Below are 1,372 nucleotides of genomic sequence, written 5' to 3'. Positions count from 1 at the left end.
CCCCTTTACGCGACTCTTGGAGAAGATTAGCTGGGAGATGGTTCCGACGACGCCGATGGAACTTCTGGAGGCCTTTGTCGACGCGCTGAGCGCCCTGTTCCTTGGGTGGCTTGCAAGTGATACCTATCACACCCGCTGGCGCCAAGAAAGGCAGGGAGCAGAAAAAAACGTTGAACCGAAGAAGCGCCATCCGACAAGCCCTCGTTGACGAACAGTCGTCAATAGGGACACGCTCCGCAGGCGCAGCGCACCGCCGCTTTGCGGCAACAAGCAGGCGCGCGACGATCGCGCGTGACAGGCCGCAACCTCTACGCAGGTGACTTTCCTTAAAAGTCGTACCAGTGCTCSGTGACCACYGTCACGTCGATCGTCTTCACCTCGCCCGTATTGAYTTCCGTCACCGTGCACCGCTGSACCCCGCTGAGGGTGTTGGCCTTGCCCACGACCGACGGCGCAGCGGCATTGCGCCGGAACTGTGTCGTCGGCAAGTTGGGTGACATCGCGGTCGCGGCCGACCCCGACAATGTCGCCCAGGCATAGGTGAAGACCCCCGCCCCGCCCTGGACCGTCAGCGTCACAGGGCTGGTGGTCACTGGCACGGATGCACCCCGAGTCGCCGTGAAGCCCGAGCCCCACACGGTCGCCGTCGAGGCCGTCAACACGAACGAACCGCTGAAGACCTTCCGCGCGACGCCACCCGCATCGAACCGCCAGATCTCGCGCGCCTTGCGCGGCGTGCCACCTGGGTCGTAACGCCACACCTCGCGAGCCTTGCGCGCCACACCCCCCGCGTCATATCGCCACATCTCTGCCATGTGCGCGGCTCCCGTCAGTAGACGAACACGATGTCGCCCGGCGCGCCGCCCGACGGCTGGCGGCGGGCATCGTGCCAGCCGAGCTGCAAGAGCAAGCCAAGCGTCCAGTCGCCTCGGCGGCCTTGCTCGGACCGGTGATTCGAGCGTGGCTGAACTCCGGTGAACCGTCGCAGAGTGACCAGGACACTCTCGGTCCCATGATCAATGGTCTGGCGCCACTCAAGTTGATCGATCTCAACTATCAGTGGGCCGAGCGATGGGTGCGCCACATGAAGTTGGAGAGCAACCTGTCGCCGGGCAGCATACGAAAGCGCGTGCAAGCTGTTGCTCGCGCGATCGACTGGCACCTCCGCAAGTCGCCCGCCGCAATGGTCGGCAATCCACTGCGCCTGTTGCCTCGCGGGTACTCCAGCTACAACGCGAAGGACGCGCGAGAAGTCGAAGCGCTCGGCAAGGCGGCGAGGATCGATGTACAACGCGACCGCCGCTTGCTGCCCGCCAAGGGGACCGAGCTGGGTGAAGAGGCGCTGATCCTGAATGCCCTCGATGGGCACAAG

2 protein-coding genes and 1 pseudogene are annotated in these 1,372 nt (G+C 64.5%); 2 read left to right on the top strand and 1 reads right to left on the bottom strand.

Features of this window, described 5'->3' with window-relative positions:
- Nucleotides 1-208 (top strand): hypothetical protein (locus tag AC1D15_RS32400; RefSeq protein WP_477829291.1); only part of this gene is annotated, 208 nt, incomplete at its 5' end.
- Between the two features lie 118 nt (nt 209-326).
- Here the strand turns inward: AC1D15_RS32400 and AC1D15_RS32395 are convergent.
- Complete coding sequence (locus AC1D15_RS32395) at nt 327-815, bottom strand: hypothetical protein (protein WP_477829290.1); 489 nt, start codon at nt 813-815, stop codon at nt 327-329.
- 71 nt (nt 816-886) lie between these two features.
- On the opposite strand from AC1D15_RS32395, the pseudogene AC1D15_RS32390 reads away from it, so the two are divergent.
- Nucleotides 887-1,372: pseudogene (locus AC1D15_RS32390) on the top strand (hypothetical protein); the annotation flags it as partial.

The sequence above is a fragment of the Rhizobacter sp. P2_H2 genome (assembly GCF_056403375.1).
This window is presented reverse-complemented; position numbering and strand designations above follow the sequence as displayed.